Origin of the sequence: Desemzia sp. C1 (assembly GCF_020882875.1) — a bacterium.
Lineage (GTDB): Bacteria > Bacillota > Bacilli > Lactobacillales > Carnobacteriaceae > Desemzia > Desemzia incerta.
This window is the reverse complement of record NZ_JAJIZP010000003.1, coordinates 1,526,289-1,552,429: the sequence shown is the minus strand read 5'-3', so window position 1 is coordinate 1,552,429 and position 26,141 is coordinate 1,526,289. Positions and strand designations below refer to the sequence as shown.

Annotated in this window: 26 protein-coding genes and 1 pseudogene; 11 read left to right on the top strand and 16 right to left on the bottom strand. The window is 37.3% G+C overall.

Going from position 1 to position 26,141, the window contains the following annotated elements; genetic code table 11:
- Window positions 1-81 precede the first annotated feature (81 nt).
- Entirely contained in the window at window positions 82-2,037 is a 1,956-nt protein-coding gene (locus LMF32_RS07945) for an ABC-F family ATP-binding cassette domain-containing protein (protein WP_230524431.1), read from the top strand.
- A gap of 90 nt (window positions 2,038-2,127) precedes the next feature.
- On the opposite strand, the gene LMF32_RS07940 is transcribed toward LMF32_RS07945, so the two are convergent.
- From LMF32_RS07940 to tsaB, 5 genes are all read right to left on the bottom strand, one after another.
- Window positions 2,128-3,201, bottom strand: coding sequence for a BMP family protein (locus LMF32_RS07940; RefSeq protein ID WP_230524430.1), 1,074 nt, complete (start codon window positions 3,199-3,201; stop codon window positions 2,128-2,130).
- A gap of 236 nt (window positions 3,202-3,437) precedes the next feature.
- Window positions 3,438-4,451, bottom strand: a complete 1,014-nt coding sequence (gene tsaD / locus LMF32_RS07935) for a tRNA (adenosine(37)-N6)-threonylcarbamoyltransferase complex transferase subunit TsaD (RefSeq protein ID WP_230524429.1) — start codon at window positions 4,449-4,451, stop codon at window positions 3,438-3,440.
- Window positions 4,452-4,489: 38 nt separating this feature from the next.
- Complete coding sequence (gene rimI, locus LMF32_RS07930) at window positions 4,490-4,972, bottom strand: ribosomal protein S18-alanine N-acetyltransferase (RefSeq protein ID WP_230524428.1); 483 nt, start codon at window positions 4,970-4,972, stop codon at window positions 4,490-4,492.
- Window positions 4,959-5,570: a ribosomal protein S18-alanine N-acetyltransferase gene (gene rimI / locus LMF32_RS07925; protein WP_092480510.1), complete on the bottom strand. Its 612-nt coding sequence runs from the start codon at window positions 5,568-5,570 to the stop codon at window positions 4,959-4,961. The genes rimI (LMF32_RS07930) and rimI (LMF32_RS07925) overlap by 14 nt, the downstream gene beginning before the upstream one ends.
- Entirely contained in the window at window positions 5,554-6,276 is a 723-nt protein-coding gene (gene tsaB, locus LMF32_RS07920) for a tRNA (adenosine(37)-N6)-threonylcarbamoyltransferase complex dimerization subunit type 1 TsaB (RefSeq protein ID WP_230524427.1), read from the bottom strand. The genes rimI (LMF32_RS07925) and tsaB overlap by 17 nt, the downstream gene beginning before the upstream one ends.
- A gap of 224 nt (window positions 6,277-6,500) precedes the next feature.
- On the opposite strand from tsaB, the gene LMF32_RS07915 reads away from it, so the two are divergent.
- Together LMF32_RS07915 and LMF32_RS07910 are read left to right on the top strand one after the other, a co-directional pair.
- A complete protein-coding gene (locus LMF32_RS07915) occupies window positions 6,501-6,704 on the top strand; it encodes a CsbD family protein (protein ID WP_230524426.1) in 204 nt (67 codons plus the stop codon).
- A gap of 107 nt (window positions 6,705-6,811) precedes the next feature.
- Window positions 6,812-7,561, top strand: a complete 750-nt coding sequence (locus LMF32_RS07910; protein ID WP_230524425.1) for an NAD(P)-dependent oxidoreductase — start codon at window positions 6,812-6,814, stop codon at window positions 7,559-7,561.
- A 580-nt stretch (window positions 7,562-8,141) separates the two neighbouring features.
- On the opposite strand, the gene LMF32_RS07905 is transcribed toward LMF32_RS07910, so the two are convergent.
- From LMF32_RS07905 to LMF32_RS07890, 4 genes are read right to left on the bottom strand one after another with little or no spacing between them, the layout of a single operon-like run.
- The gene (locus LMF32_RS07905) at window positions 8,142-9,143 is read right to left on the bottom strand and encodes a LacI family DNA-binding transcriptional regulator (protein ID WP_230524424.1); all 1,002 of its coding nucleotides are present in this window, start codon (window positions 9,141-9,143) and stop codon (window positions 8,142-8,144) included.
- Between the two features lie 21 nt (window positions 9,144-9,164).
- Window positions 9,165-10,226 (bottom strand): aldose epimerase family protein, encoded by a 1,062-nt coding sequence (locus LMF32_RS07900; protein WP_092480505.1) that lies wholly within the window; start codon window positions 10,224-10,226, stop codon window positions 9,165-9,167.
- A 24-nt stretch (window positions 10,227-10,250) separates the two neighbouring features.
- Complete coding sequence (galT, locus tag LMF32_RS07895; RefSeq protein ID WP_230524423.1) at window positions 10,251-11,729, bottom strand: UDP-glucose--hexose-1-phosphate uridylyltransferase; 1,479 nt, start codon at window positions 11,727-11,729, stop codon at window positions 10,251-10,253.
- A gap of 26 nt (window positions 11,730-11,755) precedes the next feature.
- Window positions 11,756-12,925 carry a galactokinase gene (locus tag LMF32_RS07890; RefSeq protein WP_230524422.1) on the bottom strand — a complete coding sequence of 390 codons (1,170 nt, stop codon included), beginning with the start codon at window positions 12,923-12,925 and terminating at the stop codon, window positions 11,756-11,758.
- Between the two features lie 182 nt (window positions 12,926-13,107).
- Here LMF32_RS07890 and LMF32_RS07885 point away from each other — a divergent pair, with 182 nt between their 5' ends.
- On the top strand, window positions 13,108-13,464 hold the full coding sequence (locus tag LMF32_RS07885; protein WP_218147498.1) for a DUF6176 family protein: 357 nt from the start codon (window positions 13,108-13,110) through the stop codon (window positions 13,462-13,464).
- A gap of 33 nt (window positions 13,465-13,497) precedes the next feature.
- Entirely contained in the window at window positions 13,498-14,262 is a 765-nt protein-coding gene (locus LMF32_RS07880) for a hypothetical protein (RefSeq protein WP_230524421.1), read from the top strand.
- 278 nt (window positions 14,263-14,540) lie between these two features.
- Here LMF32_RS07880 and LMF32_RS07875 read toward each other — a convergent pair whose 3' ends face one another.
- From LMF32_RS07875 to LMF32_RS07855, 5 genes and pseudogenes are all read right to left on the bottom strand, one after another.
- Window positions 14,541-15,023, bottom strand: coding sequence for an LURP-one-related family protein (locus tag LMF32_RS07875; RefSeq protein WP_230524420.1), 483 nt, complete (start codon window positions 15,021-15,023; stop codon window positions 14,541-14,543).
- Window positions 15,024-15,207: 184 nt separating this feature from the next.
- Window positions 15,208-16,632, bottom strand: a complete 1,425-nt coding sequence (locus tag LMF32_RS07870; RefSeq protein WP_230524419.1) for an MATE family efflux transporter — start codon at window positions 16,630-16,632, stop codon at window positions 15,208-15,210.
- Window positions 16,633-16,821: 189 nt separating this feature from the next.
- Entirely contained in the window at window positions 16,822-17,403 is a 582-nt protein-coding gene (locus tag LMF32_RS07865; RefSeq protein ID WP_230524418.1) for an SOS response-associated peptidase, read from the bottom strand.
- A 15-nt stretch (window positions 17,404-17,418) separates the two neighbouring features.
- Window positions 17,419-19,206 (bottom strand): DUF4153 domain-containing protein, encoded by a 1,788-nt coding sequence (locus tag LMF32_RS07860; protein WP_230524417.1) that lies wholly within the window; start codon window positions 19,204-19,206, stop codon window positions 17,419-17,421.
- Window positions 19,207-19,392: 186 nt separating this feature from the next.
- Window positions 19,393-19,716: pseudogene (locus tag LMF32_RS07855) on the bottom strand (YrhK family protein); the annotation flags it as partial.
- A gap of 159 nt (window positions 19,717-19,875) precedes the next feature.
- On the opposite strand from LMF32_RS07855, the gene LMF32_RS07850 reads away from it, so the two are divergent.
- The 3 genes from LMF32_RS07850 to LMF32_RS07840 all read left to right on the top strand — a co-directional run bounded on the left by LMF32_RS07850 (window position 19,876) and on the right by LMF32_RS07840 (window position 22,133).
- Window positions 19,876-20,748, top strand: a complete 873-nt coding sequence (locus LMF32_RS07850) for a glucose 1-dehydrogenase (RefSeq protein WP_092480495.1) — start codon at window positions 19,876-19,878, stop codon at window positions 20,746-20,748.
- 79 nt (window positions 20,749-20,827) lie between these two features.
- Window positions 20,828-21,148 (top strand): putative heavy metal-binding protein, encoded by a 321-nt coding sequence (locus tag LMF32_RS07845; RefSeq protein WP_092480494.1) that lies wholly within the window; start codon window positions 20,828-20,830, stop codon window positions 21,146-21,148.
- A 112-nt stretch (window positions 21,149-21,260) separates the two neighbouring features.
- Window positions 21,261-22,133 (top strand): SDR family oxidoreductase, encoded by an 873-nt coding sequence (locus tag LMF32_RS07840; protein WP_230524416.1) that lies wholly within the window; start codon window positions 21,261-21,263, stop codon window positions 22,131-22,133.
- A 37-nt stretch (window positions 22,134-22,170) separates the two neighbouring features.
- Here LMF32_RS07840 and LMF32_RS07835 read toward each other — a convergent pair whose 3' ends face one another.
- Window positions 22,171-22,371, bottom strand: coding sequence for a hypothetical protein (locus tag LMF32_RS07835; RefSeq protein WP_092480492.1), 201 nt, complete (start codon window positions 22,369-22,371; stop codon window positions 22,171-22,173).
- Between the two features lie 112 nt (window positions 22,372-22,483).
- A complete protein-coding gene (locus tag LMF32_RS07830; protein WP_230524415.1) occupies window positions 22,484-23,380 on the bottom strand; it encodes an Rgg/GadR/MutR family transcriptional regulator in 897 nt (298 codons plus the stop codon).
- Window positions 23,381-23,782: 402 nt separating this feature from the next.
- Between LMF32_RS07830 and LMF32_RS07825 the strand changes: the two genes are divergently transcribed.
- The 3 genes from LMF32_RS07825 to LMF32_RS07815 all read left to right on the top strand — a co-directional run bounded on the left by LMF32_RS07825 (window position 23,783) and on the right by LMF32_RS07815 (window position 26,114).
- Window positions 23,783-24,049 (top strand): hypothetical protein, encoded by a 267-nt coding sequence (locus LMF32_RS07825; protein WP_230524414.1) that lies wholly within the window; start codon window positions 23,783-23,785, stop codon window positions 24,047-24,049.
- A gap of 417 nt (window positions 24,050-24,466) precedes the next feature.
- Complete coding sequence (locus tag LMF32_RS07820; RefSeq protein WP_092480489.1) at window positions 24,467-25,114, top strand: hemolysin III family protein; 648 nt, start codon at window positions 24,467-24,469, stop codon at window positions 25,112-25,114.
- 298 nt (window positions 25,115-25,412) lie between these two features.
- A complete protein-coding gene (locus LMF32_RS07815) occupies window positions 25,413-26,114 on the top strand; it encodes a zinc metallopeptidase (RefSeq protein WP_230524413.1) in 702 nt (233 codons plus the stop codon).
- The last annotated feature ends 27 nt before the right edge of the window (window positions 26,115-26,141 follow it).

The following is a 26,141-nucleotide window of genomic DNA, read 5'->3' as shown; positions in this document are numbered from 1 at the left end:
GCTTAGGTGTGTTTGTTCCTCTCCCTCTTATAGGAGGAATATGCTAAACTAAGGACAGAGATAAGAAATGAGGACTACAAAATGATTCTATTACAAGCTCAGCATGTAGCTCGTTATTTTGGAGCAGACGTGCTATTTGAAAACATTTATTTAGAAATACAAGATCACTCACGCGTTGCACTTGTTGGTCGAAACGGAGCCGGTAAGTCTACTTTATTGAAAATGATTGCTGATATTGAGCAGCCAGATGCTGGAAAAATCTCAAAAGGCAAACAAGTCACTATTGGCTATCTAGCTCAAAATACCGGATTAGACTCTACTCAGTCTATTTGGGACGAAATGCTGGATGTGTTCCACAGCGTGATCCAATTAGAGAAAAAAATGCGCCATATAGAGCAACTTTTAGGTGACGCCGATTTATTGGCAGATGAAGACCGTTATCAAGAGACGTTAAAACAATACGATCAAATGCAACATGACTTTAAAGAACAAAACGGGTATGGATATGAAGCTGAGATTCGCTCTGTCTTACACGGGTTCAATTTTTTTGAAGCTGATTATACTAAGTCCATCAATCAACTTTCAGGGGGCCAAAAAACGCGTTTAGCCTTGGCCAAACTATTGCTGCAGAAGAAAGATCTGTTGATTTTAGATGAGCCAACCAACCATTTAGATATCGAAACGTTGAACTGGTTGGAAAATTATTTACAGACTTATACTGGAGCTTTGCTGATTGTATCTCATGACCGTTACTTCTTAGATAAAGTTGTCAACGAAGTATATGATCTAAGTCGTCAAAAAATCACTCATTATAAAGGAAACTATAGTAAGTTCCTTGATTTGAAAGCTGCTCAATTAGAAAAAGAATGGAAAGAGTTTGAGAAACAACAAAAAGAAATCGCTAAATTGGAAGACTTCGTCAATCGTAATTTAGTAAGAGCTTCTACGACCAAACGAGCTCAAAGTCGCCGTAAGCAATTAGAAAAAATTGACCGTCTAGATAAGCCTCAAGGAGACGAAAAGTCAGCTACTTTTAGATTCCAACCTTCTATTGAGAGTGGAAATGTCGTCATGACAGTCGAAAATGGGGCAATTGGATATGAAGACACTATCTTATCCGAACCGATCAATATGGATGTTCGCAAATATGATTCTATTGCTTTAGTTGGACCTAATGGAGTAGGAAAATCGACTCTTTTAAAATCACTGTTAAATGAACTTCCATTGATCAAAGGCGAAACTAAATTTGGCACGAATGTAGAAGTGGGTTATTACGACCAGGAGCAAGCTGAATTGCATTCTACCAAATCTGTTCTAGCTGAACTGTGGGATGATCATCCAACGACTCCTGAAAAAGATATTCGTTCTATTTTGGGAAGCTTTTTGTTCTCTGGAGAAGATGTCGAAAAATCCGTTTCTTCTTTAAGCGGAGGAGAAAAAGCTCGATTGGCTTTAGCTAAGTTGTCTATGGAAAAAGATAATTTTTTGATTCTTGATGAGCCTACAAACCACTTAGACATCGATAGTAAAGAAGTGTTAGAAAATGCGCTGATTGATTTTGACGGAACTCTCTTGTTTGTTTCCCATGACCGCTACTTTATCAACCGGATAGCTACTAAGGTTATCGAACTTTCTCCAGAAGGCAGTACTGTTTATTTAGGCGACTACGATTATTATTTGGAGAAAAAAGCGGAACAAGAAGAATTGAAACGCCTGGCTCAAGAAGATGCTCAAATGAAACAACCGTTACAAAGTGAAGAAACCAATCCAAATAAACCGGCAGAAAACCGCGTGATCAATAAAGAAAATCAAAAATTGATCCGTCAATTGACTCGCAGGATAGAAGCTATTGAAAATGAAACAGCTGAATTGGAACAGGCTATTGAAGAATTGGAATCTGAACTTACCAAATCGGATGTTTATGAAGATCACATAAAAGTTCAAGAAATAAACGATCAATTGCAACTCCTAACTAATCAATATGAAGAACTGATGGAAGAATGGGAATCCAGCACTCTTGAATTGGAAAATCTATAAGCTGATATACTTTCTTTATCTGATCTAAAATCAAAAAACAGCAGCTCTCTTATCTATATAATTAATAGATAAGAGAGCTGCTGTTTTTGATTAGGGTGCTGTTACTTCATCTGGATTGATCGGAATATCGATTTCTCCATTAATGATTTGTTTTTTGTACTCTTCCATTGCTGTCCAAGTCTCTTCACTCAATTGGCCTCTGGTCATATAGATGGCTTCCTCTTTCAATCCCAACTTGGTTATTTCTCCTCCTGGAAAATCTCCTTGCATGGTCTGGTTAGCAACAGACTTGATGGCTTGACCCAATCCCTTAATGCTTGAAGTTAACGTTAAATTCCCCTCGTTGTATTCTCCTTCTTCGGTTTGGTCGCTATCGCTTCCGATGACCCATATCTTTTCATCTGGGTCTGCGTTCATCCGGTCTCGAGCTTCAGAGAAAACGCCATTTCCTGCATCTCCTGCTCCTTGATAAACAATGTCGACTCCATTAGAGTACATTCCCGCAGCGATTTGTCTCGCCTTTGAAGTGTCTGAAAAAGATTCAACATATTCTACAATCACTTCAACATCTGGATTTGCCGTGTAAGCTCCCATTAAGAACCCAGCTTCAAATCGATCTAACACTTCGCTTTGCTGTCCAGCTACAAATCCGATTTTGCCTGTTTCAGTTGACAACGCTGCTGCAACGCCGGCTAGAAAAGCATTCTCCTGGTCTTTAAAAAGAACAGAAGCTACATTGTCGTTCCCTTCAATACTATCATCTATAATCACAAATTGTTGATCTGGATTGTCATCAGCAATTTCCATCATTGATTGTTTCAATTTGAAACCAACGCCAAAAACAATGTCAAAATCATTCATGATAGCTTGATTTAAGTTAGGTATGTATTCAGAATCTCCGTCAGATGCAATATAAGTGTAGTCTTCTCCTTCAATTCCGTCGTGTTCTTTTCCCCACTCTACCATCCCTTCCCAAGCAGCTTGGTTGAATGATCCATCATCAACGCCTCCATTGTCAGTGACCATTACTATAGAGTAATCGTTCGTCTTTTCAGAATCAGTTGACGCATTATCTGTAGCTTCTGTTGTATCTCCACAAGCTGACAATACCAACCCAGTCACTAAACTTAATATGGCTAATCCCTTAGTTCTAACTTTTTCCACTGTTTTATTCCTCCATGTCGAATAATGTATTGGTTTCTTTATTAATCTCATCATACTTCAACATAAGCCGAATAAAACTAAAAAACTTACAGTTTTAATCAAAAATTAATCTATCGTTCGTGTTTACCCTGTTTTTGTCCAGTTGTTGTTATGCAGTCCCGCTAAAAACAGTAAAAAAAGCGAAAGATAACTGGGATTCTCCGTTAGTATCTTTCGCTTTTCAATTCCTTATTTTATTAGCCTAACAACAGACCCGGTTTGGCATTCAAATCATATCCGGCAAACTGTTGTTTATTAAACTCCACAAATCCTGCTGCCCCTATCATAGCTGCATTATCTCCACATAAAGACAATGGTGGAATAACCAATTCAACTTCTGGAGCTTCTTTAGCCATTACATCAGAAAGAGCTTCTCTCAATCCTTTATTGGCAGCAACGCCGCCAGCTAACAGCAATTGGTTTACGTCATATTCTTTCACAGCTCTAAGTGTTTTTGTGACCAACACTTCTATAACACTAGCTTGGAAACTGGCTGCTAAATCATTTGCATTCAATTCTTCACCTTTTTGTTCCGCATTGTGCACTTTATTGATAAACGAACTTTTTAATCCACTAAAACTAAAATCATAGTTGTCTTCTTTTAGCATAGCACGCGGAAAATTGTATACATCTTTTCCCTTATGAGCCATTTCATCAATGATTTTACCTCCAGGATACGGCAGTCCCAAAACGCGCCCTATTTTATCGTAAGCTTCCCCAGCAGCATCATCTCGTGTCTCTCCAATGATTTCGTAAGAACCATCTTCCGCCATGTAAACCAGTTCCGTATGCCCTCCACTAACTACTAAAGCTAGTAAAGGAAACTTCATTGAATGAACAAATTTATTCGAATAAATATGTCCGGCCATGTGGTTTACGGCAATCAACGGTAAGTTATGAGCAAATGCAACAGCTTTAGCTGCGTTTACTCCAATCAGTAATGCACCAACTAAACCTGGGCCTTCTGTGACTGCTACGGCAGATAAATCATCATAAGTGACGTTAGCCTCTTCCATTGCTTCTTCAATAATCAATGTAATCTGTTCTACATGATGCCGACTTGCGATTTCGGGCACTACACCTCCAAAACGCATATGACTTTTTATTTGAGAGGCTACAATATTAGATAAAATGACCTCTCCATTTTCGATTACCGCTGCACTTGTTTCATCACAGCTTGATTCAATAGCTAAAATCCAATTTTTTTCCATTTTGATTCCATTCACTCTTTTCTATTCAAACATCTAGGTTACAAAGTCAATTGCATGATTATGGCGTTCTCTTCTGGTTCATGGTAATAATTTTTTCGTATACCCAATCGAACAAACCCGTTATTTTCATATAACCGAATAGCTGGTTGATTACTCTCTCTGACTTCCAGAAAAATTTTTTTACATTCTTTTTTCTTTAACTCATTCAATCCAGCCTGAAGCAATCGAGTAGCTATACCTTGTTGTTGAAAGTTTTTTTTAATTACGAAATTAGTGATCTCTGCCTCGTCAAATAAGAGATGATACCCCATATAACCGATGCAGCCTGTATCATTCATAGCCAATCCGTAATAAGCATGTTCTGATTTCATATCTTCAGCAAATCCACCGATACTCCATGGAGAACTTGTAAGATAACTTTCATCTGCTAAGCGAAACAGTTCAGCCGGTCCCACTCCTTCTTCCGATTCAAAAGAAAACCGTACCTTACCTAGCTGCTGATTATCACTAGACTGATTCAAATCTAGCTCCCTCATTTCTCACTAGCTTTTTACTCATTTCAAGAGCGTCTTCATGATCGCTGGAATAGTAAAATTTTTTTATTTTTCCGTCCTTAAAGCCTAACTCTCGATATAACCGTTGCGCTTTTACATTTGACATCCGGACTTCTAAACTTAAAATATCCATTCCTTCATGAACGGAGATTCTTTCCAATTCTCGAATCATCCATGAAGCAACTCCTTTTTTCTGAAAAGAAGGGATCACTGCCACATTAGTAATATGCGCCTCTTTTTCAACTAGCCATGCTCCTATAAATCCAACGGGTTCTGAAAATCGTCTGATCACAATGTACAGCGCATTTGTATTACGCTTGAGTTCGTGGTGCAAGGCTGCTGCGTTCCAAGGCGTTTCTCCATTGTAGCAAGCCTTTTGAACGGCTAGCAACGCTTCTACATCTTTGTCACTTCCCACTATCGGTTCCAAAACATTTCCATCGTCCAGTACAAAATGAGACTGGCTCAGTTTGGTACGTTGTGAAAGCTTTAATTGTTGTCCATTTTCTAAAACAGGTATGGTAGTTGATCCACTAGTTAACCAATCTCTAAATTTTTTCAACATAACTTTCCCCCACTAAATCAGGATGCTCCTTACGCCAATTTTCTTCTGCTTCAGCTAATTTTAAATAATCCGGTGTAAATGTATGAACCTCTTCAACTTCACTAGATAGACCTAATATCCCCAGTACACTGGCTCTTGGAAGATGCTGATAAGGCAACGCCGAGCTGACACGATGATTTAATTGTGATTTGAATGTTTCTATATGTTTCTGTTGATCTTCACCAATGAGTAAAAACTCACCATCTTTTTTACTCAAATATTCAGCCCATTTTTCTGCTGAAATGTGAGTGTCGGATTCGACCGCGGTCAATTTGCCATCAATGAACCGGTACATTCCAGTATAAATATTCCCTCTTCGCGCGTCCATGACTGGAATGATGTACCGATCAGGTGAGGTTGCATTTGCTGCCAATACTTTTAAACTGGATACTCCCACTAACTCTTTTTGCAATGTCCAAGCTAATGTTTTTGCAGTGGTCACTCCGATTCTCAGCCCCGTATACGATCCTGGGCCTTTAGCAGCCACTACACGGTCAATTTCTTGAATCTCTATCTTCAAGTCGTTCATTAATCCGTCTATAGCCGGCATTAGACTTTCACTATGATTCCTCTTTATATTAGTCGTTAACTCACCCAGTATTTTTTCGTTTTCTAAAACAGCAATGCTCATTGCTTGATTAGAGGTATCAATGGCCAATATTTTCATGAATTTATTTTCCTCATTTCCGTCATCTCTATGAAATTATTTTAGCACAAATACACTGGAATATTAAGCAACTGTCCATTTTCTATCTTAAAGATGACATAAGGCTTTTTAGTTGCGTTTAATCTCTTCAAAAGCTATGCTTTTAGTGTATAAGAGATATTCATTTTTAGTTTTTCACACTAGCTTCAACTAGTTTTTACTATTAACTAAGAGGAGGAAATAGCATGGTAGACAAAAAAGATGGATGGAAAGATAAAGCAGAAGGTTTAAAAGATAAAGCTGTAGGTGGAGCGAAAGATACTTACGGAGATATGACAGACGACAAGTCAAAACAAGCAGAAGGAAAAGCTCAAAAAGCTAAAGGTGAAGTTAAGAAAAAAGTCGGAGAGTTCAAAGACGACTTGGATCGTAAAGACGACAGACGTTAAAGTTTTTTTCTGACAAAACCTTCAAAAAAGGCAAGGCTAAAAGCAACTTTTTAGTCTGCCTTTTTTGAATGGAAGAACAAATCAATGAATAATAGGAGGTATAGAGTATGTCAAAAATTCTGATTACTGGAGCTACAGGAAATATCGGTGAAAATTTAGTTAAGCATTTAAAACCCAATCACGATTTGATTTTAGTCAATCGTACATTTGATGATTCAGATCCATCTTTGTTAGAAGGAACAGATATCAGAGAATTAGATTTAGTTGAGCAGGATAGTTGGGAGGGTTTATTGGACGGCGTAGACTACATTATTCAGCTAGCTGGCCAAGCTGATGCAACAGCCGGATTCTATGAAAGCCTGTTGGATTTAAACTATAAACTTCCTTATAACTTATTTGAAGCTGCTTCTAAAAGCGATACATTAAAACGCGTCATTTATGCCAGCTCTATTCATGCGTCTGACGGTTATCCTAAAAATGTACAGGTAAAAGTTTCAGAAGTTCCAAGACCTGCTGATTTATATGGAGTATCAAAAGTATACGCAGAAGCTTTAGCCTCTTATTTCGCTTTTGAAAAAGGAGTAGAATCTATTGGATTGCGTATTGGAGATTACAAAGGCGATGACAGTGAATTCGATCCAGATACAGACTGGAATGGCTTAGCTATGTATTTATCAAATGACGATATGTGCCACTTAATCGACTGCTGTTTAAATGCAGAACTAAAAGAACCCGCTCTAGTAGTGAACGGAATCTCCAACAACTCCTTCCCACGATTAGACATCGATCAAGCCAGAGTAGCAATAGGCTACCAACCAAAAGACGACGCCTTCAAAAAAGCAGGCCTCATCAAATAAGAGAGCGTAGCAAACCGTTTAGTCTTTCGTGAGGTTCATCTCCTCTCTTTAATCGGGCGCTTTTCCCGATAAAAGAGAGGAATGAAACTACAGAAAGACTGGTTTGCGCAGCTCGTCTAGAGAGCGTGGAGTGAGGCGGTTAGATCGACGTACGCTTCACAAAAAAGAAACTAAGGGTGCTTTTTCCCTAAGTTTCTTTTTTTGAAAGCGATAGGCGAGCTGCCGAACGCAACGCGTTTAAGAGCAGAGCGTGGAGTAAAGCGCTTAGGCTTCCGTAGGTTTCACTGTCTGATTTTTAGTTGAGCGGTTTTCTCAACAAAAAATCAGACATGAAAACATAGGAAGACTGCTTTACGCAACGCGTTTTAAAACAGAGAGCGTAGCAAACCGTTTAGTCTTTCGTGAGGTTCATCTCCTCTCTTTAATCGGGCGCTTTTCCCGATAAAAGAGAGGAATGAAACTATAGAAAGACTGGTTTGCGCAGCTCGTCTAGAGAGCGTGGAGTGAGGTGGTTAGCTCAACGTACGCTTCACAAAAGTAAACTCCGACCACTCAATCATGTGGTCGGAGTTTTAGCTGTTTATTGCCTAATAGTGCTTTCTCGAATAATCAGATCTGTGGAAAGAGTCACTTTCTTAGCTACCGTTCGCTCAGTCGCCATTCGATCCATCAATAATTCAAAAGCGGTCTCTCCCATCAATTCTGTCTCAACTCTGACAGTACTCAATGCAGGAAACACATATTTCGCTACACTCGCATCATTAAATCCCATAATACATACATCATTAGGAACAGAAATCCCGTTGCCTTGTAAGGTTCTTAGACTGCCTATCGCTAATGCGTCATTGGCTACAAAAAAAGCTGTCGGAAGGTTTTCTTTCAACTGATCAATAGCTTCTTGCATGATTTTCTCACCAGAACTAACATGATAAGAATCTGCCAGAAAAATATACTCCTCATGATACAAGCCTTTTTCTTTCAGCAACTGCTCAAAAATGATCTGTCGTTTATCCGTAATCTTTGCAGAATGGTCAGCATAACTTTCTTGCCCACCAATAAAACCTATTTTTTCATGTTGTTGCTGAATAAAATAATTGATCACTTCTGTTACAGCCTGCTCAAAATTAACTTCTACTGAATCCAGCTTATGAGCCAATTGATTGGAATCCACAAAACAGATATTCTTTGTCCATTCGCTCAGCTTAGCGACTTCTCGTTCACTAAACTTTCCGATAGCGATAATCCCTTCTATCTCTGCCGTCAATTTTGCTTTTGAATCTTGAAACAAACGAACGATTTCATACCCTTCTTCTTCGGCTTTTTTTTCTACCCCTAACCGAATGGATAAGTAATACAAATCATTCAGCTCTTCTTTTTCGGTATACCATTGAACAATAGCAATTTTTCCTTGCTTAGCTTTTTTATTTTTTTGAAATTTAGAATAATTCAGTTTTTCTGCTGTTTCAAAAATGCGCTTTTTAGTTTCCTCGCTGACCGATAACGTTTCATCATAATTCAATACACGTGAGACTGTCGCACTGGATACGCCTGCTTTTTCAGCGATTTCCTTAATCGTCGCCATTTTATCACCACTTTTCTTTCTTTATTCTAAACAACCTTTCACTTGTTCAAACTGATAAATAGTTTCAGAATGAAATGTTTCTCCCGGATACAAAATAATATTCCCGAAGTTATCTTGATTGATCGCATCCGGCATAGTTTGAGTTTCTAACGCTACTCCTGCATAAGGTTCGACTCTATTGCCATTAATCTCATATTCTCCGCTCACACCATTATGGGTATACACAACTAATGCATCACAATCCGTTGTCACAATCACTTTTCTTCCAGATTCCGAGTCACACAAAACAGCATCCGGTTCAGAACCTCTATGGGCTAAGAAATAAGGATGATCAAACCCTTTTTTATCGGCTAACTGAGGATGTTGACTAGTAATTCCTTTACTTAATTTGACCGGTTCTCTCAAATCAAAGTCTGTATCATTCACAGGAAGGAATTTCCCGGTTGGAATACCATCTTCCTTCAATTCTCCAACGAGATCACTATTGACTAGCAGAGTGTGCTCTTTGATCGTTTTTGTGTGATCTCCGCTTAAATTAAAATACACATGATTCGTAGGATTGAATAAAGTAGGCTCATCCGTTTCAGCGTGATAAGAGATTTTCCATTCATTGGCTTCAGAAAGAGTATACGTGATGGTCACCACTAAATTACCTGGATAGCCGTTTTCTCCAGCTGGACTAAAATACTTGAATATCAAATGGGTTGAAGCTTCTCCTTCTTCTATAGAAACGTCCCAAATATGAGACTCAAAAGCAGGGTTGCCTCCGTGATGGTGATTTTCCCCTTCATTTACTTGCAGTTGGTACTCCTTACCTTCCAAATTAAATCGACCCTCAGCTATTCTGCCCGCAACTCTTCCAACTAAAGCTCCATAAAAAGGCCGATAAGTCAGGTAATCTTCCACATTGTCAAATCCTAAAGTGATGTTGGAAAATTGTCCAGCTTTATCTGGAGTTTTGATAGAGGTCACTACTCCCCCCAGGTTTAATGCAGATAAAGATACTCCTTGACTATTTGTCAGGGTGTATTCATAGATTGTTTCCCCAGATAAATCACCGAATATTTTCTTTTCAAATTCCATACTCATTCCCCCTATAATTCTGACTTACAACGTTTCAATAAATCGTTTAAACCCTGATTGTCCTTCTGGTGTTGCTTTATATACTCCCGCATCTTCCAGTACTCGTAAAAAGACAGAACCCACACCTTCTTGAATCACTGCTTCTACATTTTCAGGAGTAATCTTAGTGGTTGTTTTCAACTGATCTGCCCATTTTTTGTGGTAACTCGCTATTGAATGAGGTTCATCCAGTAAATAATGTTGGACTTCTTTTAATTCTGGTTTCAATCTTGGAGGAAGAATCGCCAATCCCATCACTTCAATCAATCCAATATTTTCTTTTTTGATGTGCTGCACATCTGGATGAGGGTGGAATATCCCATCTGGAAATTCTTTTGATGTTCGATTGTTTCTCAGCACCAAATCCAATTCATAGATACCGTCTTTTTGTCTGGCAATGGGTGTAATAGCGTTATGCGGTGTTTCACCTGTATGAGACAAAATATCTACTGACTCATCACTATATTGTTCCCACTTATCCAAAATATAAGAACCTGCTTCGACCAACTTTTCAGTCTCTTTACTCCGTAAACGAATCACGGACATAGGCCACTTTACGATTCCTGCTTCTACTTCAGGATACCCTTCCATCGTAAAAGGTGCAATAACTTCTGCTTTTTCCATAGGAAATGTATGTCGTCCACCTTGGTAATGGTCATGAGTCAGAATCGATCCCCCTACGATTGGCAACCCTGCATTAGATCCAACAAAGTAATGAGGCAAAATTTCTACAATATTCAGTAGTTTTCGATACGCTTCTTCCTTAACAAACATCGGTCGATGTTCTTGAGACAAGAAAATGGCATGCTCGTTGTAATACGAATAAGGAGAGTATTGGAATCCCCATGTTTCATGACGAATAGACATTCGAATTAGACGATGATTTGTTCTGCCCGGATGCAGTAGATGTCCCTCATATCCTTCATTCTCGATACACAATAAGCAGGATGGGTAGCTGGAACTGATTGTATTTTTAGCTTGAGCTATTTCTTTCACATCTTTTTCAGGCTTAGACAAATTAATCGTGATCTCTAAGTCTCCGTATGCTGTCTTTTTTAGAAAATGACTATTTTTGGCAATACTTCTCGTTTTAATATAATCATTAGATTGGCTTAATCTGTAAAAATAATCCGTTGCTTCTTTTGGATTCTCTTGATACAATTCCCAAAAAACTTCATTTACCTTAGAAGGCAGCGGGGTCACTAAATCCATGATTTTTGCTTCCATAATATCTCTTTGTGAAGGCAGATCCTCAATAACTTTCCCTCCAACAGCATAGTCCACCAACTTATCCAGTACATCCAATACGTTTGGTAATGGTGTACTATGTAAAATGGTCGGATCAAATTCACTTTTGTGCAATATAGCTAACAATTGATTGATTTTATAATTTCGGTCCAAAGGGTCTATCGTTTGCTTACGAATGCCGATCTCAATAAAATCCGTTATGGCCTGATCAATCACTTGAGCACTCCTTTCTTATCTGTCGTTTATTTTTCCAGTCTTTTTGCCCCATCGCTGATCTCAGCAATATAAAATTCAGCGTTATACCCAACTTTGTCTGCATACGCGGCTTCAACTTGTTGAATAAATGTTTCTGTTTGATCTTTTTCCACGATAGCTATTGCGCAACCGCCGAATCCAGCACCTGTCATTCTGGCTCCTATTACTCCTGGTTGCTCCCATGCAGTATGCACTAATGTATCTAATTCCATCCCTGTAACTTCATAATCGTCCTGAGTAGACAAGTGAGACTCATTCATCAATTGACCAAACGTCTCTAAGTCACCTTCTTTTAAAGCTTTTGTCGCTTTTAATGTCCGTTGGTTTTCGTATACGGCATGCTTAGCACGTTTTACTAACACTTCATTAGAGATCAGATGAGTATGCGCATCAAATGTCGCTTCATCAAGGTCACCTAACGATTTTATTTCGAGTTCCTTTTGCAACTCGCTTAATGCTTTCTCACACTCGCTGCGTCGTTCATTGTATTTTGAATCTGCTAGTTCACGTCGTTTATTTGAATTCATGATGACAATAACATGGTTGGTCAGTTTAATAGGAACCAGCTCGTAATCTAATGTGTTGGTGTCTAGTAAAATCGCTTTATCTTTTTGACCCATTCCCACAGCAAATTGATCCATGATTCCTGAATTGACTCCAATAAATTCGTTTTCTACTTTTTTACCGATTTGAATCAAGTCTAAGCGTTCTACCGTTAAGCCAAACAATTCTTCTAAGGCTACCCCCATCAATAACTCGATTGATGCAGATGAAGATAGTCCTGCTCCATTCGGAATATTTCCATAGATCACCATATCAAATCCGCTGTCAATTGTGTGTCCTGCTTCAGTTAAGTATTTGATAACACCTTTAGGGTAATTTGCCCAGTTGTCCTCTTTTTTATACTGCAGTTCTTTTATATCAAATGAGATCACACCAATATTCGGAAAATTTTCAGAATACAAGTTAACTGTAGTGTCTTCTCTTTTACCAATCAGCCCATATGTACCTAAAGTAATCGCACAAGGAAATACATTACCTCCATTGTAATCTGTGTGCTCCCCAATCAAGTTGATTCTCCCTGGAGCAAAGTACGTTTGTACCTCTTTTTTACCATACAATTTTTCAAAAGTTTCTTTTAAAGTCGTTAATTCCATTATTCATTCTCCTCCTTTTTAAAACGTTTTCATTTTATGGTTATAGTTTATTCTATCTAGTAAACAAAAATAAGTAAAGTTTACTAAATATTTAAAATTTGTTTTCTGATTAAAAATCTATAGAGATTTTTGTTTATTTGTTATACTGAATTCAATCAAATATTCCGTATAAGGAGGAAGTCATGGCACAATTGCAAGTAGAATTAGAACGTTTTAGGGTCAAAAAAGGAAAAGAAGCAGTAGCTCAAGAATGGATGAATTTTTTGAACGATCATTTAGAAGAAGTGCTCCAAACATTACCTGGAGAAAAAATGTATGTAGAATCGATTTTTGAAGAAGTCGTCGATGAAACGATGTATTTGTATTGGGTTTCTTATCAAGGAATGGCAGCTAGCGATGTCGTATTTTCAGATTCCCATGTTGATCAAAAACACTTAGCTTATTGGAGCGAGTGTATTGATCCCAGTTATGGAGAACATCTTCTAAAAACAAAAGTTGTGATGATTCAAGATAAAGTAAAAAACGAGATGCAAGACTAACTTTAAAAAACAGGTTTAAAAAGGAGCCGTTGTATGAAAGAAATTTTTGCTTTTGAAGATTTAGACCAAGCTGCACCTCATAAAGATTTTGCTCATGCTCTCTTTCAAAAATTGGTGCATTACCAATTGATCCTGCGAGAAGACTTTGAATTGAACGAAAGTCCAAAAGCAGTCATCTGGACACCTGAAGAATTGGCAACCTCTATCTTTTCTACTACGCCGATTCCTGCTTTCACTAGAAAAGACTTGATTTACATGTCTCCTATTGTTGATGAATGGAAAGAAATCTTTCTTAAACAGTTGGATGGTCAAGATTTGCCGATTATAAGAAATTATTATGAACGGAATACAGAGTCTCAGATGATGGAGATTTTAGCGCATGAATTAACCCACCATATCGACTTATTTATGGAGGATTTCGATACTGGAAATTGGGAAAATGAAATTTGGTTTGAAGAAGGAATGTGCTTTTACCTGCCGAGAAAGTTATTGTTGGATGAACTGGCATTTGATGAAATCAGCACTATTGAACGGGCTTTAGTCACAACGTTTGCTGATAAATATGGCAAACACTCCTTGAGCGAATTCGGCAGCAAATCATATAAGGGCAATTTAACGAGTATCATGTATGATTACTGGAGAAGCTATTTAGCCGTCAAAGAGTTGGTAGATAGAGAAAATGGAGATATTTCAGCTGTATTTCAGCACTATCACAAATGGTACAACGAAGGCAAGAAGGGTTCGTTGCTTCATTACTTCAACCTAGAAGACTACTTCAAAGAGGACAGGGAAAACTAGTTTCCTGCCCTCTTTACATTTTTGTTGTATCGAGTTAACTGCCTTAAATTCAAGCATTTAATCGAAATTATCATCGTAATACAGGTAAGTTGGATTTGCCAGAAAATCATTTATTCAATCGTTTACTAGTTAAAAAGATGAGTTTATATTGTTGAGGTTCTCGATCACAACGAGCAAAACACATGATTTCGTACAAAATAAACGAAACCATGTGTTTTTTCAATGGTGAGTCTTTTCAATTACTTATTAGTGTAGAATTATAACTTTCATCTATACTGTTATTTCTCTTCTTCAGCTTCGTCTTCTTTTAAGCACCAGATTGCTATCACGATCGCTAAGGCTACAACGGAATTTTCTTCTTCCCCTACTTCAAGAACAAATGACTCTCCAACTGAAAACCATTTTTTCTTGAGTTCAGCAATTGTACGTAAATTTTCTTTTATTTTAAATTCGTTGTCTTCTACGTCGCCTGTTATCCGCCAATTGATTTTATTGATCTCAAAATCGGATCCCATCATTTTTTCATCTTTTTTCACTTCTGCTACTTTGGTATCCAATTGGTAAATGCCGTATTGCGGTTTAAATCCTAACTTTTTCTCTTCAATAGAAGCTGCTTCTTCATTATTTTGGTCATAAATATGTACCTTGCGACCAAACGACAACCATTCGCTTTTGATCTCATAAATTGGATCATCTTTTTCGTCTCGTATGATAAGTGTTTCTCTCATAGAAAAACGTTTTGCTCGTATATACAATTTCATGTTATCCCTGCTTTCTTTGTTTAAGAACTTATCTAAATTATACTCATCTCTCTTTTGTTTGGCTATGAATATGGTTATACCGGTTATGTCATTAGTAGGATTTTGGTTCCTTCTACATTATTTTCCGGGAAATAAAAAAAAGACAAAAAGAGCTTTCACGCTCTTTTTGTCTTTTAAATGTTTGCTAATGAATGACGATACTTTTCCATTTACCCGCTTTAAAGCGAGCACCAACTAAAATCCAACGCAGGAACTGGTCTAAAACGATTCCCATCCAAGCTCCGACTAATCCTAAATTTAGTACAAAAACGAAAAAGTAAGCAGAAATCACTCGAACGATTAATACGCCAACAAAAGTAGAAATCAACGGGAACATAGTATCCCCAGCACCTCGTAACGATCCAGCTACGATCAATTGATGCGTTTGGAAAGGTTGAACAACTGCGATGATTTTTAAAGCAGTAGAAGCATTATGAATGATTTGCGGGTCATTAGAATAGAGGCTGACAAAAAACTCTGACCCAATAAATAATACCGTTCCTACAAGGATTCCTGTTATAGCTCCCATCATACTTGTTTTCTTAGCATATTCAGAAGCTAACTGAGTGTCTTTCTTCCCAAGCGAACGCCCTACTAATGAAGAAGAGGAAATACCAAAGGCTTGACCAGTGGTAAAGGATAAACTCAATAAGTTCATACCGATTTGATGGGCCGCAAAAATAACCGTTCCCAGACTAGATACGATTTGAATGAATAAAATGACTCCTGCTCTTAAGATCAATTGCTCGATTGCAGAAGGCATACCGATACGAACTAGATTTTTTAATGTACCCGTATCAAATTTGAATTTGCGTTTGAAAGAAAACGGCAATTCGCTGTTACCTTTCATCAAGAAGCGGACTAATAATACACTAGCGATTAAGTTGGCCGTTGCCGTTGATGTTGCTGCACCTACAACGCCCAGTGCAGGAGCGCCCAGCAGTCCATAAATCAAGACTGCGTTTCCTAAAACGTTTAAAAAGTTCACTAAAACATTGATGCGCATCGGAATCTGTGTCTGCCCGATACCTCTTAAAGCTCCAGTAATACTAATATTAAAAGACTGGAATAAGTAACTAATACAAATAACTCTAAAATAGCTAGCACCTATTTCAATAGCATGTGCTTCTCCACCCATAAAGGACATAATATTTTCTGCATTCAATAACCCAAAAGCAGAAATAGGAATAGAAAAAAAGAGTCCAAACAACATGACATGTTTTAAAACATTTTCCATTCGTTTCTTCTCTCCAGCACCATAATACCGAGCAATCATAGCCGTTCCACCAACATTCAATGCTTGTACTACGGAAAGTGCTAAGAATAATGGCTGGTTCGTCAACCCTACAGACGATACTGCAGCTGCAGCGTAAGTATTGTTAGGAATATTCCCTAACATCATCATATCAATCATACCAAAAACTGAACTCAATACTAACTCCATCAATACGGGCCAAGCAATTGTAAGAATGTCTAACTTAATGGGATCTTTCACCAATTTTTTGACTGCAACACCGAATTTTCCCTTTGATTCCCGGATCAAACGATTCCGGATTTCTGTTTTCTTCACACAACTTCGCTCCTTATATTTATATCCGCTATCTTTTCCTGCTCGTTTCTTCTCCCTTCTCGTTCATTTTAATTCAACGAATAACGTCTTTTCTATAACCTTACACCTATAGTGCCTTGATTTCAAGGTGAGTATCCCAGAACATTCTGAATATTCAGATAAAATAAAAAAGCAGATTTCTCTGCTTTTTTATATAATCACTAGTTTTAATTCACTCGGTTTTAATAGTTGATGAACTTTTTCAGGTTCCTGTTCTTTATTTAAATACTCTGATTCATCTTCTGGTCTAAGAATCACCGGCATCCGATGATGGATTTGTTTCATTTGATCATTTGCCTCGGTCGTAATCAAAGAGTATTTCAACTGTTCTCTTCCTTCTTCGTCTAAGAAATAGTCGCATATTCCTGCTATGGAGAAAATCATTTGATTGGTCACTGTTATTCTGCGTTTGATTTTCTTTTCTTCTCCCTTTTCCCATTCATAAAATGCTGTTGCAGGAATTAAACAACGCATCGTTCTAAAAGCTTTACCAAAAGTCGGCTTTTCTAAGATCGTTTCTGCTCGAGCATTGATAAGCGGGCGTTTAGCAAACTGAGGAGTGAACCCCCACTCCAAAAAAGCAAGACCTGTATCCGGTAAAATGATAGGTGCAACAGCAACAGTCGCAGGAAAAATGTCTTCTCTCTCCTGATAATCAAAGGTTATTTTTTCCAGATTGTATCGTTCAGTTAAACCTTCTTTACTAACTTCTAAAGAGTATCTTCCACACACTATTATCTACTCCTTTTATTTGATACTGACAAATACAAACAACTCACCGGAATATCCTTGATCATTGTTATCATTCAATTGCATGACTAAGGTGTCTACTATTGCAGTATTGTTTTCATTTTCAATAAAAGCTTGTTCAAATGTTAAGTCTGCTTGATTAAAATCTGAAGAAGGTTCGATCTCTTCCAGTGCCTTCGTTACATTGGTTTGGATGATTTCTCCATTTTCTTGATTTTTTAATACTAAGATAAGATTGCCCTCTGCTTCTTGCGTCTCTAGTTGATAGGTGTTACCTTCTATTTCAATGGTTTGAACCGTCTCATTGGACGAGGTATTTAACGTATCGAATTGCACCTTTATCAATTGCTGGTAATTTGAAACATTTACCGTCGTTTCTTTTGTCCATTCAAAATAATAATAACTGTACTCCTCTATAATTGTTCCATCGTTGTATGGATCAAATCCAAAAGCAGATTCAAAATCTGTTGAAGTTTGATAATCGTCAGGCAAGAAGGATACCTCTTTTATATTTCCATTTTGTTCCAGATCATTCACCGTCTCCTCTATTTTCCGCTGTTCGTTTTCAGGCAAATCGCTTCGCGGTTGAAGTTCATTCCCCGTCAACATATCGTTATTTCTCAATGTAGCCTCCAAAAATGCTATTTGCCCGTTTTTGCTGACCGTAAAAGCATCTACAGGAGGTGTGATAGAAACAAGAGAAAAAACAATTAATACTACAGCTACTAATCCATTTTTTTGTTTCGGCCAAATACTAAAAATGATACTAGCTATAATAGCAAATACCCCAAATAAAATGACGTAATAGCGTCCTATCGTCAATCCTTTTTCGCTGATTTGGATCACTGAAGCAACCGTTTGAAGAAGGACGATCAAAAATAATATCTTTGGAAAAATCAACCTGAAATAGACCACCATTTTATTGTCTAGTCGGCCAATAAATAACATAACCAGAATCACTACAATTGCATAACTTACCAACATTGGCTCCAATAGATTGTTGATCCAGAAGTCTCTTCCTATATTCATTAAAATATATAAAGCCAAGATAATCGTGAAAACCACCGTTAAAGGAATGACAATATACGTCAACAAAACTTCTAACGTTTTTGGAACACTGATGGCTTCGACAACTTCAGCAGATTGGTTTATTTGTTCTGTACTTGATTCGTGTTTCGGTAAGTAGACAGGGATATACGATAAAAATAAAAGAGGGGCAAATAAAGACGCTACTATATTCGATGCATGCAAGAATAACCGATAGTCCACATTGATCAATAACACATTGACTGCGGACAAGATAGACAATACCCCTGCTCCTAGCACAATTGAAAACATAATCGTTGTAAATAAGGATTTAAAACCAGCTGTAAAAGAATCACTGAAAGATAAGCGGCTCTTTATACTTGGAATCCAAATAAAAGTCATTAATAAGGCAAATGCTAATGCGACTGTCCGGACCACAACTTTTAGCGAAAACATATCCGATTCTATATCGATCATAAAATAATACAAGAGTGCAAAAAGAAGAGCAGAAACGAACAGAACATACCGCATTTTCTCTTTTTCTCTAAAAAAATGTTCATAACTCACTTGTGCAACTGCCGCTGCTAAAGCTCCCATAAAACACGCTAACATCCATTCAACATATTCCCCATTTTCTGTTTGGATATTGAGGGTGTTGATAATTGCGGCCACCACTAAAAATAATACCGTTAAAGGAAACCTGCTGATTGCTGTAGTTAAACTTTGCATGCGTCCTTTAAAAAACTGCTTCCATTTCATAACGTCCCATCCTCTCTGTGACTAAACGCAGCTCTTGCTAAACCGCTCTTATGAACCCGCCTTTTCCGCCTTTTCCTCCTTTTCATATTCTTCATTATGATCATCCCCATAATATTCTTGACTATACTCTTGGTCTTCTTGATGGCTTTCCTGGTCTCCTCCTTCATTTTCTTTCTGTTCTTTTTGTTCTTGCTCTTTTTCTTTTCGCTCTTCTTCTCTTCTTTCTTCCGCATCTTTGTAAATGTAAATATTATGAATAATCTTGATCAGTGGTCGTAAAATCAAAAATACTCCACCAGCTAAATAAAAATAGGTGCCATAAATGCTAGGCAATCCTATAAGAGAACTGATACTTCCTAATATATAAACAAGCCCAACCAGTAAATCATTTAACAAAGAAATCAACGTGTACCTGTTTTGGAAATAAATTCTAAAACGTCCTGATTTTAATTCGATATCTTCTTCTGTGTCATTTTCTACTTTATGTGTTTTACGTTCTATTTTAGGCAAAAGTGACCCTCCTATAACAAACTTAATCTCTAACTTTAGTATACTTTTTTTAGTTTTATAAACCAATTATCCGGCACTCGAAGCCTTATTGATTGTAATTTTTAAAACCGGTTGCTACTCTATTCTTGAAAATAACTTTACTAAGGATGGTGTATTTTAATGGCAGATGAAAAAAATCTCGACACTCAAGCTCCTAAAGAAAATTATCTTCAAGAAGACAAGAACAAAAAAATGTCTCCCGAACCGTTAATCGAAAGTCCTAATTATAAAGCAGCTGGGAAATTAGAAGGAAAAGTTGCTATCATTACAGGTGCAGATAGCGGTATTGGTGCAGCTGTAGCTATTGCTTACGCTAAAGAAGGCGCTAAGTTAGCTTTGGTTGATGTTGAACAACATGAAGATGCTGCTGCAGTTAGAAGTCGTATCGAAGAACTTAGCAGACCCGTACTCTGGTTCACTGGCGATGTCGGAGATTCTGATTTCGCAAATGAAGTAGTAGAAAAAACGGTAGCAGAATTTGGAAATATTGATATCTTGGTAAATAATGCTGCCCAACAATTGGCACAAGAATCCATATTAGATATCACTGATGAACAGCTTCACCGTACTTTTAGAACCAACATCTTCTCTATGTTTTACTTTGCAAAAGCAGCTCTTCCGTATTTAAACGACAATGGAGTCGTCATCAATTCAACCTCTGTGACTGCTTACCAAGGTAATCCTACCTTGTTAGACTACTCGTCAACTAAAGGGGCTATTGTGACATTTACGAGATCGTTGGCACAAAACCAAGAATTTTTAGATAAAAATATTCGAGTCAACGGTGTAGCTCCTGGTCCAATTTGGACTCCATTGATTCCAGCAACTACCGGATCTACAGATAAAGAAGAATTCGGAGCTTCTGTCCCAATGGAAAGAGCCGGAGAAGCTTATGAGTTGGCTCCAGCTTATGTTTACTTGGCAAGCTCTGATTCCAGCTATGTTACTGGACAAGTAATCCACGTAAATGGCGGTACAGTTGTAAACGGATAGTTCACCCAATAGTTTTGCTTTTGTTTTAGTAGTGGTATACTCTACACGTATACCACTACTAATTTTTGGAGGCGTTGACATGATTGTAACAACAACTGGAAGTGTAGAAGGCAGAACAATTGCTTCTTATGAAGGAATCGTATTTGGCGAAGTGATTTCAGGAATCAATTTCTTGAAAGATCTTGGAGCAGGAATGAGAAACTTTTTTGGCGGCCGTTCACAAGGATATGAAGATGAAATTCTGCAAGCTCGTGAAAATGCTTTAGACGAAATGGTTAATCGTGCTGCGCAAATGGGAGCAGATGCTGTTGTAGGCGTTAAAATGGACTATGAAACATTGGGCGCAGACAATGGAATGATCATGGTCACTTGCAGTGGAACAGCTGTTAAATTAAATTGATTTTCTATATGTGTTCAGAGCTTAATGAATTGTTCATTGAGCTTTTTTTGTACTTGCGGTCTAACAGGTTGATTTAGACAGTATAAAAAATCTATTTTTCGGAGGGTTCAGTATGAAGATTTTAATCACTGGTGCTACAGGAATGTTAGGGGTAAAAGTCGTTCAAGCTTTATTGGAACGTGTGCCAACCGAACAATTAGCAGTATCAGTCAGAGACCCTGCTAAAGCAGAACGATTTAAAGAACAAAGAATTGAAATACGTCAAGCGGATTACGAAGATCCTGCTTCATTAGAAGCAGCTTTTACAGGAATTGATCGGTTATTGCTGATTTCTTCTCAAGGCGATGATGAAACTCGCATCCGACAACATTCCAACGTCATTTATGCTGCCGAACGAACAGGTGTCGGCTTACTTGTTTATACTAGCGTATCCAAAGCAGAAACTAGTTCTCTACCTGTTGCTGAAGTTCATCGCCAAACAGAAGCTGCGATCATTAAAAGCGGTATTCCCTATACTTTCTTGCGCAACAACTGGTATGTAGAAAATGAGATCCCTGTGATTAAGAATGTTCTGGCTGGAGGTCCTGTTTTGACAGCGGCTGAAAGCGGCAGAGTTGGTTGGGTTCCAAGAGTTGATTACGCCGAAGCTGCGGCCGCCGTTTTGGCTTCTGGTAAACACACTAATAAAATTTACGAACTCTCAGGTATTCCCTCAAGTTATGCAGATATGGCTAGGGAATTAACCTCTATCCTGGGAAGGCGAGTGATTGTTCGAAACGTAGATGACAAAACCTATCAGGAAGTATTGATTGCGAACGGAACTCCCGATGTGATGGCTGAGTTTTCTTTAGATATCCAGCGAGCTATCAGAAAAGGGGATTTAGATGTCGAAAGTGCGGACCTGCCTTACTTGATGGGAAGACCAGCGATATCTTTAAAACAATCTTTGACGGAAATCGTCTATTATTTAAATACTGTCGAGTAAATAAAAAGAGGCTGGGAATGTTCCCAACCTCTTTTTATCATCGATTTCGCTTGGCTTTCAGATATTTTCGATACACCCAAATAATGACTACAATAGCGCTTAACGGCCATAGTTCAAGATACATGAAGAAAATGAATAAACCAATCATCCCGAATATTTCAATCGTTGCAGGTCCACCTTCATTAAAATATACCAGCACTGCTATCGCTAATAATAAAAATCCTACAAAAAACCACATACTATTTCTCCTTATAGCTCTTCTTGAGTTATTCTCCTTGAAGCAGCTTTATTCCATTTTTTTCTCTTACTTCAACTCATACTGAATCAAAAAGATAACTTGCGTTTTTGTGTCATATAGTGGAATCTATAATTACAGATTCTTCTTGTTTTAATTGAATCATCTCATTAACGTATTCTTCATGACTGATCGCTAAGTCTTCAGATCCTATGGTATACATCGTATCGATTGCTTTACGACACAAAGATTCTCCTTCTGGAATATTGCCTTTTTTGATTTCATAAATCCCTTTTAAGAATACCAACAGAGTTCGTTCATAAAATAAATTCTCTGCCATATGCATATTTTCGAGTGTTAAAATAAAATATAAAGCATCATTCAGCAAGTTGTTTTCTAAGCAAACAATTATAGTATTTATAAAAATACCTAGTATCTGAACAAAATTTTTATGAACCAATTTGTACATGGATGTCTTTTTGACTATTTCTTTAGATAAAGCAATAACGGTAGCCGGCGGAAATATAGTCAGAGAGTTAGCGTAAATGACTAATTCATAATTTCCCCACAGCTCTATATTGAATAAGTAGTTGGCTAAATATTCTCTTTTTTTCTTATCGATTTCTTTTTTTTCTAAATCCAATAACTTAGCTTCTGCCATGATCGAGTTACATAAATAAGCGTTTAGTCCGTATTCTTCCCATTTTTCATACTCTTTATTTTTTATGAGCGTTAATTTTGAAGTATTATTTCGTTGGTACGCTGTTGCTATATCAGCCATCAACCGATCTAACTCGCTAGGTTTGTATTCATTAGCTGCAAAAACAAATTCGTCTAAAGAAATATTCATCCGTTCAATGATTTTGATAAAATGACTCAAAGAAATGTTCGATTCCCCACGTTCAAACTTCGATAAAAAGGAGGTCGATAAAATACCATTGGATACTTGTCTTAAAGAGTATCCTTTTTCTTCTCGCAACCGTCTCAATACATAGCCGTATTTTTGTTCCATAGGCTTTTCCTCACTTTCTCTTATATGACACATTTTTACTTTTTGATTTTTTTTGTAGTACACTAAACGTAAATAAAGAAAGGTCAGGTGATATTATGAAAAAATTTGTCAAAAAGAATCTTTTTACAATTTTAGGTATTCTTGTTACTGTTGGTGCTCCACCTGTTGTGTATGGAACATACGCTTTATTACCCGTTCTTTTCTAGTCGTTTGAATTAAAGAGATGCAAAAGAGGAACTTTTACCCCTTCTTAAGATAACAGATAATTTACTTATCCTAATCTCCTCCTCTTTTGCACCTTTCATAAATGACATTTTTTATAAATAAACTTTATTTCAATAAATGATAAAAAGGTTCTTTTAATATCCATTCAACCTTTATGTATTATGGGAGTGAGCTATAATGGACCATATTGAAAAAGTATTAAATGTCCAATACGTTTTTGTTTTAGTCAAAAATGACGCTGAAATAGAGTTGAAAATCGACCAAGAAGATTTCATTTTGAATGCTGATGACGAATTGGATATTCCACTTGAAATGATCTTGAGAAAAAACCATTTAACGTTACATGATTTGTATACTATGAACGTCCAAAAGCTGCTTTTTGTTCGCAAAGATGACGGTCACTCCATTACTTTAAAACAAATTTGCTTAGATATAAATTTATAGAGACAATCGCTCAGACAAAATCTGATAGAAAGAAGCGTATAACTCATGTGCAAATTTCAACATTCGGGAATACTTTAGAACAGTGTGTTCATTGTTCAAAAGGTATTTCCGTTATTTTTTTATTCTGCTCAATCAGTCAACTTTTCTTTTAGTGTACTATGTAATCCACCTAATGAAAACCAATATCCCGTAAAGCAACGTTTCATTTCGAGTATTCTAACGAACTGATCACATATCCGTCAAAGTCTGACTCAAAAATAAATCAGCTTTTCATCTAGTTTCAGAAACTAGATGATGACATAACGGAAATTCTGTGTTAAGCTGAATTTATTGAACGCGTATCGGAGATTTACTATAATCTTATTAAAGAGCTTAGAGTGCTCCGTACCATTTTAGTCTTTAAAGGAGGTATTTAGGTTGGTTAAAACACCTACGTTTACGAAAAAATATTTGATCTGGAATGAGGTACTCAATGCAGTCACTCATGGCATCGGCGTTTTATTAAGTGTAGCAGGACTCGTTTTACTACTTATGAAAGGGTCTCAAAGCGGTTCAAAAGTAGAATTTGCCTCTTACATTGTTTATGGCACTAGTCTGATTCTTCTTTACTTGTGTTCCACCTTATACCATAGTTTGAGTTTTACACGTGTGAGAAGACTATTTAAAATTTTGGATCACAGCAGTATTTATGTATTGATTGCAGGAACTTATACTCCTTACTGTTTGGTGACGATCGGCGGGACGCTTGGCTGGGTGATGTTTAGTATCATTTGGATTATCGCTCTGGCAGGTATCATTTTTAAAAGTGTAGCTGTTGAAAAATTCCCGAATGTTTCCACTATCGTTTATATCGGAATGGGCTTGATTTGTACAGTTACTTTTAAACCTCTATACGAAGGCTTAGGTACAAACGGGTTGTATTTATTGGTAGCCGGCGGTGCAGCTTACATTGTAGGAACTATCTTTTACAGCCTGCGAAACGTTAAATATATGCATGTGGTATGGCATTTGTTTGTTTTACTCGGTACTGGATTAATGTTTCTGTCTATTCTATTTTATGTCTAACAAATAAAATCAAACCATTCGGTTCTGTAACTAATGAAGTATTTCTTTAGTTATAGAGCTTTTTTTGTTCTCCCTATTATAGTAATCGAATGAATTTAATAACAGTTAATACAAATCACTAGAAGTTGCAAAAAATTCACATTTATCTGTTACACTAAGTACAATAATACTTATTCCTGTATCTATTGTCATAGACTTAATGAATTCTTTTTATCTCATTTCGTGATATGATAAAAGTAAGATAAGTTGCCGCTTAAAGGGAATAATAAAGCCAACTGACAACTGAAAGGAGAATATTATGCCATTTTACTTTTTTTATGATCCAACAATGATCTTTATTTTGATTGGATTAGTGATTTCAGGTATAGCAAGCACTTATGTTCGCAGCACATACAGTAAGTATGCGGACACTAGAAATAACAGAGGATTCACTGCTTGGGAGGTTTCACGATCTATTTTAGACAATTCTGGTTTGAGAAATGTTGTTCTTGATCGAGTACCCGGAGATTTGACCGACCATTACGATTCTCAAAACAACATTTTACGTTTGTCTGATGCAACATATAACTCAACTTCTGTTGCGGCTATTGGTGTAGCTGCCCACGAAGCCGGTCATGCGATACAAGATCAAGAGAACTACTTCCCACTGCGTTTAAGAAGTACCTTAGTACCTGTAGCGAATTTCGGTCAAGGAATTTCATTTCCACTGATTATAGCCGGTGTGATTTTTGGTGGAAATCAATCATTGATCAACTTAGGAATTTTATTTTTCTCTCTAACCTTGGTTTTCCAATTAGTGACTTTACCGGTAGAGTTCGACGCTTCAAATCGCGCGATCGCTATCTTGGATCAGCAACAACTCTTGACTCCTGAAGAATTAGATCAGGCCAGACATGTACTGCGTGCTGCTGCTTTAACTTACGTAGCTGCTGCTGTCGCTTCTTTCTTGCAAGTTCTTCGTTTAGTCCTTTTATTCGGCGGAGGAAGACGGAACGATTAAAAGTTGAAATCCAATAAATTGTATAAA

What these genes read in the sequence shown, in the direction of transcription:
- LMF32_RS07945 (WP_230524431.1), top strand. Translation starts at nt 82, where the DNA reads ATGATTCTATTACAAGCTCAGCATGTAGCTCGTTATTTTGGAGCAGAC.
- tsaD (WP_230524429.1), bottom strand. Translation starts at nt 4,451, where the DNA reads ATGGAAAAAAATTGGATTTTAGCTATTGAATCAAGCTGTGATGAAACA.
- rimI (WP_092480510.1), bottom strand. Translation starts at nt 5,570, where the DNA reads ATGTTGAAAAAATTTAGAGATTGGTTAACTAGTGGATCAACTACCATA.
- tsaB (WP_230524427.1), bottom strand. Translation starts at nt 6,276, where the DNA reads ATGAAAATATTGGCCATTGATACCTCTAATCAAGCAATGAGCATTGCT.
- LMF32_RS07915 (WP_230524426.1), top strand. Translation starts at nt 6,501, where the DNA reads ATGGTAGACAAAAAAGATGGATGGAAAGATAAAGCAGAAGGTTTAAAA.
- LMF32_RS07910 (WP_230524425.1), top strand. Translation starts at nt 6,812, where the DNA reads ATGTCAAAAATTCTGATTACTGGAGCTACAGGAAATATCGGTGAAAAT.
- LMF32_RS07905 (WP_230524424.1), bottom strand. Translation starts at nt 9,143, where the DNA reads ATGGCGACGATTAAGGAAATCGCTGAAAAAGCAGGCGTATCCAGTGCG.
- LMF32_RS07900 (WP_092480505.1), bottom strand. Translation starts at nt 10,226, where the DNA reads ATGGAATTTGAAAAGAAAATATTCGGTGATTTATCTGGGGAAACAATC.
- LMF32_RS07890 (WP_230524422.1), bottom strand. Translation starts at nt 12,925, where the DNA reads ATGGAATTAACGACTTTAAAAGAAACTTTTGAAAAATTGTATGGTAAA.
- LMF32_RS07885 (WP_218147498.1), top strand. Translation starts at nt 13,108, where the DNA reads ATGGCACAATTGCAAGTAGAATTAGAACGTTTTAGGGTCAAAAAAGGA.
- LMF32_RS07880 (WP_230524421.1), top strand. Translation starts at nt 13,498, where the DNA reads ATGAAAGAAATTTTTGCTTTTGAAGATTTAGACCAAGCTGCACCTCAT.
- LMF32_RS07875 (WP_230524420.1), bottom strand. Translation starts at nt 15,023, where the DNA reads ATGAAATTGTATATACGAGCAAAACGTTTTTCTATGAGAGAAACACTT.
- LMF32_RS07860 (WP_230524417.1), bottom strand. Translation starts at nt 19,206, where the DNA reads ATGAAATGGAAGCAGTTTTTTAAAGGACGCATGCAAAGTTTAACTACA.
- LMF32_RS07850 (WP_092480495.1), top strand. Translation starts at nt 19,876, where the DNA reads ATGGCAGATGAAAAAAATCTCGACACTCAAGCTCCTAAAGAAAATTAT.
- LMF32_RS07845 (WP_092480494.1), top strand. Translation starts at nt 20,828, where the DNA reads ATGATTGTAACAACAACTGGAAGTGTAGAAGGCAGAACAATTGCTTCT.
- LMF32_RS07840 (WP_230524416.1), top strand. Translation starts at nt 21,261, where the DNA reads ATGAAGATTTTAATCACTGGTGCTACAGGAATGTTAGGGGTAAAAGTC.
- LMF32_RS07835 (WP_092480492.1), bottom strand. Translation starts at nt 22,371, where the DNA reads ATGTGGTTTTTTGTAGGATTTTTATTATTAGCGATAGCAGTGCTGGTA.
- LMF32_RS07830 (WP_230524415.1), bottom strand. Translation starts at nt 23,380, where the DNA reads ATGGAACAAAAATACGGCTATGTATTGAGACGGTTGCGAGAAGAAAAA.
- LMF32_RS07825 (WP_230524414.1), top strand. Translation starts at nt 23,783, where the DNA reads ATGGACCATATTGAAAAAGTATTAAATGTCCAATACGTTTTTGTTTTA.
- LMF32_RS07815 (WP_230524413.1), top strand. Translation starts at nt 25,413, where the DNA reads ATGCCATTTTACTTTTTTTATGATCCAACAATGATCTTTATTTTGATT.